Source organism: Deinococcus sp. (genome assembly GCF_030523985.1).
Classification (GTDB): domain Bacteria; phylum Deinococcota; class Deinococci; order Deinococcales; family Deinococcaceae; genus Deinococcus.
Map to the genome: position 1 here is coordinate 1 of NZ_JAUNHK010000119.1, position 6,854 is coordinate 6,854.

The window sequence follows — 6,854 nt, forward strand, 5'->3', positions numbered from 1 at the left end:
TCCCTGCTGCGGGCCAGCCGTCGCCTGCGGGCGTAGGCGACCTCGTTGAGCACCGTGACCAGCAGGTTGAGCGCATAGAGCGCCCCCAGCGCCAGCCACAGCGAGTTGCGGGCCAGCGGAGTGGGGAGGGCAGGTAGCGCCAGGATGTTCAGCACCCGGCCCTGAGACACGAGCGCGACGACGACGGCGGCCCAGGCCACCAGCAGCACGCCGCCCCAGGCGTTGCCCAGCAGACCGGTGCCGGGCAGCAGGGTCGCCAGAACGCGGAACAGCACCGGACGCCCCTGACGCCCGTTCTGGTCGGCGCGGGGAATGAGCAGCAGCAGCGCCAGCACCGCCAGCAGAATGAGGGTCGCGAGCATGGCCCAGTTCAGCCGAGCCGGAGCACGTTGCCCGGTCAGAAAGCCGAGCGGGTCGGTCACGCTCTGGCGCAGTACGGTGGTCAGGTCATTGCCCACCGCCTGTGCCAGCGTGCGGCGGTCGGGGTAGCACAGTCGGGGCTGTCCGGGGCGGTAGGTGCGCTGAAAAGTGGTTTCGGGGGTCGCCGGGTTGCGGCCCAGGTTGTAGGCGGCGGCGCTGAGGTCGGGTTGCAGCGACAGCGCCTGCTGGTACAGGCGGCGGGCCTGCGCGGCGTCGTCGCGGCCCTGGGCAATGACCCCCAGATTGTTCAGCGCGCAGGCATCCTGTCCGGCGCGGGTGTAGAGCGTGCGGGCCTCGCTCACGTTGTCGTCGAGCTGCGCGGTCAGTCCGGCCAGCAGGTAGGTGGCGGGTGTCGGACGCTGACTCAGGGTATCCAGCCCCGCGCTGCCCCAGCCGCCGCCGTAGGTGCCGGTGTTCAGCGCCGGGGCCTGAAGGGCACGTCCGGTCTGGTTGGCCCACTGCCACCCACCCAGCGAAACGAACATCGCCGCGCACAGGGTCAGCAGCAGCAGCCGCTCGCTGAAGGAGGCGTAACTCAGGGGTGTGAGGCGCAAGCGGTCCAGGGGCCGCCGCCAGGAACGCCAGCGCCCACCGAGCGCCTGAAGGTCCGCCGTCTGGGTGGGCCAGGCGCGGGCCGTGAGGGTCAGGACCGCCGCCAGCAGCGCCAGCGCCAGCGCGAAGGTCATCAGCCGGGCCGCGTCGCGCAGGCGCAGGGTGTCCTGCGGTCCCAGGTTGTAGAGGGTGCCGCCGCGCAGCGAACGGGCGAACTGCCGCCATTCCTCGGCTTCCCCGGCGCGGCCCTGGGTTTCCAGAATGTCGGCGTAGCGCAGATAAAGCGCGTCACCACCCTCGAAACGGGGGTAAAGTTCACGCAAAAAGTTCATCCACACGTCGGCGCGGGCCAGTCGGTTTTGGTCGAGCAGGGTGCCGACATAGCCGCTGGGGTTGCCGTAGGCGCTCAGGGCGGCGCGGCTGACGGGCACGGCAGGGTCTATGCCCCGGCTGGCGGCGTCCCGTTTGGCCCGGTCGAGGGCGAGGGTGGCAGCGGCAGGAAACCCGGCACTTTCGAGCTGCGCGGCGAGTTGCGTCCAGGCGGGAAAAGGCATGGTGCTGCTCAGGGCGCGGCGCACGGCGCTCAGGGCCTCATAGTCGTCGCCGCGCCCCCCGGCCTGCTGCGCCAGTCTGAGGGCAATGAAGGGATTCTGGGGAAACTGCTCGGCGGCGGCGGGCAATTCGGCGGCAGGAACACTGGCGGCAAAGCGCGAGAGCCAGCCTGTCACCTGCGGGTCGGGCGGCATGACCACCCGTTCCTGGGCGCTGAGGGGACCGTCTGCCGGGTCGGTGAGCGTAAAGCGCTCGGTGAAATCGTTCGTGCGAACGGTCACGCGAACGGCCCGCCCGCTGTTGTCCAGGGTCGTCACCTGACCGGGCAGGTCGGCGCGGCCCAGCACCCGGCCCTGGGCACCAAAGGCGTACACGACGGGGCCGACGCCCACATAGCTGTTGTCTCCCAGGGTCACTGGCCCGCTCAGCTTGCCCAGCGCCGCCGGGAAAGTGCGCTGCCAGACCACGCGGTCTCCTTCCTCGTAGCGCAGGGTCTGGCCCCGCACGCTCATTTCGGCCTGCGCCGGGATCGCCAGGGCCAGCAGCGTCATCCAACCACGTCTCATCCTTGCGCTCCTCGTTGCGCCGCCCTTTTGTCCTGCATCAGCATGTGCAGCCCGCGCACCAGCATCACCAGACTGCCCGCCAGAAAGTCGAAAAAGCCGCCCCAGCGCCAGCCCAGCCACAACCCGAACGGCACCACCACCGCCGACACGAAGGGAATCACGTTCATCCCCACCCGTTTTTGCAGGGTCAGGCGGTAAAGCGGCATCAGCAGCAGGGCCAGCGCCAGAATGCCCAGCATCGTCTTGGGAGCGGCGGCCAGCATCGCGCCGATCAGCGGGGCGATGCCGCCGCCGCCGCGAAAGCCGAAAAAGACGGGGTAACAGTGGCCCAGCACCACGCCCAGGGTCGCCAGCCAGGTCGCTTCGGGCGCGAGCCAGTGGGCCAGCGCCACCGCCGCCGCGCCCTTGAGCATGTCCGCCAGCGCCACGCCGACCCCCGCCGCCTTGCCGTACTGCCGGTACGTTCCGCTGCCGCCGGGGAGGTCGCGCCCGCGAATGTCCTCGCCACGCCAGCGGGAATAAAACACGCCCATGACCAGAGACCCCAGCAGGTAGGACAGAAGGAAGGTGAGGGCAAAGAGCAGCACCGCTCCATTGTAGGCGAGGGGGACAAAGCCGCCGCACTATCTTTGCCGCCATGAGCCTCGCCCCCAAAACACTGTCCCGCTCCGAACTGCGCCGCGTCTCCCGCCCGTTGCTGGTGCCGGAATGGGGAGGCGCGGGCGCACAGGAAAAGCTGCGCTCGGCCCGCGTGCTGGTGGTCGGCGCGGGCGGACTGGGTGGCCCGGTGGTGCGGCAACTGGCCGGGGCGGGCGTGGGGGCGCTCACGATTGCCGACAGCGACACGGTTTCCGTCACCAACCTGCACCGCCAGCAGCTCTACACCTCGGCAGACGTGGGGCGCTCCAAGGCCGCGTGTGCCTGCGCCCTGGCCCAGCAGGTCAACCCGTTCGTGGAGGTGAAGGCTGCGCCCGCGCTGGACGCCGAAAATGCTGCCGCCCTGATTGCCGCGCACGACCTGACGGTAGACGCCACCGACAACTTCGAGACGCGCTACCTGCTGGCCGACACCTGCCGCGACCTGGGCCGCGAGTGGGTCTGGGGAGCCGCCAGCGGCGTGACGGGGCTTTGCAGCGTGTTCGGGCCGCACTTCGGCCTGCGCGAGCTGTTCCCGACCCCCGAGGCCGACTCCTGTGACGAACTGGGCGTGTTGGGGCCGATTCCTAACTTGGTGGGCGACCTGATGGCCTTGCAGGCGCTTCTTATTCTGGGCGGCGTGGGCGAGCCGCTGCGGGGCAAACTCTGGACCTTCGACGGCCTGACCGGGCGGGTGCGGGTGCTGAAGATGCAGAGGGCGGATGGCTGAGGGCGGACAGCTTGCCGGGAGCGAGTCGTTTCCCATCAACCATCAGTGCAGCGGAACCATCAACCCTCCACCCCCACGGTGCCCAGTTTCCGCGCCGCCTCGCGCAGCACTTCGGGCGGCTGCACCAGGGCAAAGCGCACGAAACCTTCGCCCCGTTCCCCGAAGGCGCGGCCCGGGCTGACCGCCACGCCCGTTTCTTCGGCGGCCCGCACCGCGTAGGCCACACTGTCTGTCAGACCCGGCACCCGTGCCCAGGCGTACATGCTGGCCTGCGGGGTCTGCACGTCCCAGCCCAGGTCGTGCAGGGCAGGAAGAAGCGCGTCCCGCCGTTCCTCGAAGACTTTGGCCCCGGCCCGCGCTGCCTCGTCCGGCAGACCCAGCGCGTGCGCCGCCGCCCGCTGAATGCCCAGGTAGGGATGAAAATCCACCGCGCCCTTCACGCGGGCCAGCGCCGCCACCGCGCCCGCGTCCCCCGCCGCGAAGCCGACCCGGAAGCCGCCGAGGTGGTGTGTCTTGGACAGGCTGTGCAGTTCGACCACGCCCGCCGTCCCCGCCTCCAACGCCGAAGGAGCGCGGTAGTCCCCGAAGGTCAGTTCGGCGTAGGGGTGGTCGTGAATCAGCAGCGTGCCCCGTTCCCGGCACCACGCCGCCGCCTCCCGGAAGAACTGCGCCGACGCCACGGCCGAGGTCGGGTTGTTCGGATAGTTCAGCAGCAGGGCGCGGGGCCGCACGCCCTCCGGCACGGCGCTCAGGTCAGGCAAAAACCCGCGCTCGGGCAGCAGCGGCAGCGTCTGCACCTTCAGCCCCGCCACCGCCGCCGCGCCCCAGTACGGCGGGTAGCAGGGGTCGGGCAGCAGTAGCGTGTCGCCGGGGTCAGTGACCGCCAGCAGCAGGTGCGCCAGCCCTTCCTGTGCCCCGATCAGCGGCAGCAGCTCGGTGTCGGCGTTCAGCGTCACCCCGAAGCGCCGCGTCAGGTACTCGGCGGCGGCGGCCCGCAGCGGCAGCGTGTCGGAAAAAAGGGGGTAGCGGTAGGTGGCGGGGTCGTGGGTGGCGGCCCGCAGTTCGTCCAGCACGCTCCGGGGCGGATGCTGGTCGCTGGACCCGATGCTGAGGTCGGTAATCTCCAGCCCCCGCGCCCTGGCCCGCGCTTTGGCCGCGTCCATCAGGGAAAACACGCTGCCAGGAACTGCCGAAGCCCGCCGAGAAGACCACATGAGTAGAGGGTACGGCACCAAAGGATAAGGGTGTACTTTGCGTTCATGCCTCTGACCGAACTCGCCCCCGGCGTCCACTTTTTTCCCTCGGCAGTGAACAGTCTGGTGGTTGAAAATGACTCCGGCGGGGCGCTGCTGGTAGACACCGGGCTGGACGACGGACACGCCCGCAAACTGCTGCGCGAGGTGGAGGCGCTCGGGCTGGTGGCAGCGGCGATTCTGAACACCCACAGCCACGCTGACCACCACGGCGGAAATGCCTTCATCCTGAAAAAGTTTCCAGGGCTGCCTGTCTACGCGCCGCCACTGGAAGCCGCCATCATCAATTTTCCCGTGCTGGAGCCGCTGTCGCTGTTCGGGGCGATGCCACCGCGTGAACTCCAGACCAAGTTCCTGCTCGCGCCCGCCAGTCCAGCGCAGCCTATCGGGGTCGGGCCGCAAACGCTGGGCGGGGCGGCGGTGGAACTGCTGGACATTCCCGGCCACGCCGCGCAGATGTACGCGGTGCGCGTGGGGGACGTGCTGTACGCCGCCGATGGCCTGTTCGGGGCCGAGTCGCTACAAAAGCATCCGCTGACGTTTTGCGCCGACAGCGCCGCGCAAAAGGCGAGTGCGGCGGCGCTGGCGGGGCTGTCCGGCGTGCGCGTGGTGCTGCCCGGTCACGGCGACCCCACGCCCGACCTGCCGGGGCTGGCCCGCCTGAACCTGCAAGCCTACGAACGCACCACCGCAGCCGTAATGGACGCCGTAGGGGAGAGTGCGGCGACGGTGGATGACTTGCTGACCCGCGTGTGTGCCGCCCTGAACGTGACCATGACCAACGCGGGAGCCGTAGTTCTGAACCGCGCCGTGGTCAGCGCCCACCTCACCGAAGGGCTGGTGGCAGGCTGGGCGCGGCTGGAGGTGCAGGACAACCACCTGCTGTTCGCCCGAACGTAAAGAAAACGGTATGGGCGCGGCGGCGGCAGGGGGCGTAAGTTGGCGGCATGACGAAAAAGAGCAGCAAGACCGACACCAAGGCCAGCAAGTCGGCGACCAAGGACAAAAAGTCCGGTATTCCCGCTTCCGGGGCCAAGGGGGTCCAGGCAGCAGGCGAGGCCAAAGCCGACGCCGCGCACATCCGCACCGTCAACAACGCCCTGGTCGACCACCACTACCTCAGCGAAGAGGAATTTCAGACGGTGGCCGAAACGCTGCAGCGCAACCTGGCGACCACCATCAGCCTGTACCTCAAGTTCAAGAAATACCACTGGGACATCCGGGGCCGCTTCTTCCGCGACCTGCACCTCGCCTACGACGAGTTCATCGAGATGATCTTCCCCGGCATCGACGAGCAGGCCGAACGTCTGGTGGCCCTCGGCGGCAGCCCCATCGCTGCGCCCGCCGACATCGCCCGTTACAGCGTCATTCAGGTGCCCAGCGAAACCGTGCGTGACGCCCGCACCCAGGTCGCCGACCTTGTGAGTGACCTCTCGCGCATCGGCAAGGGCTACCGCGACGACTCGCAGACGGTAGACGACGCCAACGACCCCGCCACCGCCGACATGTACAACGGCTACGCGGCGACGGTGGACAAGATTCGCTGGATGCTGCAAGCCATCATGGACGACGACCGCCTGAACTGAGGCCGAAGGCAGAGAGCGAAAGGCAGATGGCCCAGGCTGTCTGCCTCTCTTGTTGAGGTGACGATGACTCAAAAACCTGAGCGGATTTCCAAAGGCCCGGTCAAAAAGTCCGACCGTGACTTCGACTACGACCTGAACTATGCCGAACTGGACTTGCGGCAGCAGCCCGAACTGTACCGGGTGGGCCGGGGCGAACAGGGCGTTTTGCTGGTGCAGCCGTACAAGGCCGAAATCCTCCCGCACTGGCGCTTCGCTACGCCCGACGTGGCCCGCGAGAGCAGCGAAAAAATCTACGCGATGTTTCTGGATTACCTCGCTGTCGAGGACTTTGTCGGGGCGGACATGGCCCGCAAGTTCTTGCAAATGGGCTTTACCCGTTCGCGTCGCTACGCCAACCACAAGGGCGGCAAAAAGTACGACGGCCCTGTCCCCGACGACAAAAAAGGCCAGTCGGGCGCACATGGCCGCGCCGAATTGCCCCGGCAGCCCGAAGACCCGGTCAAAGCCGAATCCGCCCGCATCTTCAAGGCCAAATGGGACGAAGCCGAGGCGAACGAGC

7 protein-coding genes are annotated in these 6,854 nt (G+C 68.5%); 4 read left to right on the forward strand and 3 right to left on the reverse strand.

Translation table 11 applies throughout. The annotated features are described in order from the left end of the window. Together Q4C89_RS13050 and Q4C89_RS13055 are read right to left on the reverse strand one after the other, a co-directional pair. On the reverse strand, positions 1–2,090 hold a 2,090-nt coding region (locus tag Q4C89_RS13050; protein ID WP_303103058.1), incomplete at its 3' end, for a hypothetical protein. Then, positions 2,087–2,677 (reverse strand): glycerol-3-phosphate acyltransferase, encoded by a 591-nt coding sequence (locus Q4C89_RS13055; protein WP_303103059.1) that lies wholly within the window; start codon positions 2,675–2,677, stop codon positions 2,087–2,089. The genes Q4C89_RS13050 and Q4C89_RS13055, both read right to left, overlap by 4 nt. Positions 2,678–2,727: 50 nt before the next feature. Between Q4C89_RS13055 and Q4C89_RS13060 the strand changes: the two genes are divergently transcribed. Beyond that, the gene (locus tag Q4C89_RS13060) at positions 2,728–3,456 is read left to right on the forward strand and encodes a HesA/MoeB/ThiF family protein (protein ID WP_303103060.1); all 729 of its coding nucleotides are present in this window, start codon (positions 2,728–2,730) and stop codon (positions 3,454–3,456) included. Between the two features lie 59 nt (positions 3,457–3,515). Here the strand turns inward: Q4C89_RS13060 and Q4C89_RS13065 are convergent, their stop codons facing one another. Next, entirely contained in the window at positions 3,516–4,670 is a 1,155-nt protein-coding gene (locus tag Q4C89_RS13065; protein WP_303103061.1) for an aminotransferase class I/II-fold pyridoxal phosphate-dependent enzyme, read from the reverse strand. A 45-nt stretch (positions 4,671–4,715) separates the two neighbouring features. On the opposite strand from Q4C89_RS13065, the gene Q4C89_RS13070 reads away from it, so the two are divergent. From Q4C89_RS13070 to Q4C89_RS13080, 3 genes are all read left to right on the forward strand, one after another. After that, positions 4,716–5,609 carry an MBL fold metallo-hydrolase gene (locus Q4C89_RS13070; protein WP_303103062.1) on the forward strand — a complete coding sequence of 298 codons (894 nt, stop codon included), beginning with the start codon at positions 4,716–4,718 and terminating at the stop codon, positions 5,607–5,609. A 47-nt stretch (positions 5,610–5,656) separates the two neighbouring features. Next, positions 5,657–6,295 carry a Dps family protein gene (locus tag Q4C89_RS13075; RefSeq protein ID WP_303103063.1) on the forward strand — a complete coding sequence of 213 codons (639 nt, stop codon included), beginning with the start codon at positions 5,657–5,659 and terminating at the stop codon, positions 6,293–6,295. Positions 6,296–6,358: 63 nt separating this feature from the next. Then, positions 6,359–6,854, forward strand: a 496-nt coding sequence (locus tag Q4C89_RS13080) for a DUF4385 domain-containing protein (protein WP_303103064.1), incomplete at its 3' end; no start/stop codon positions are given.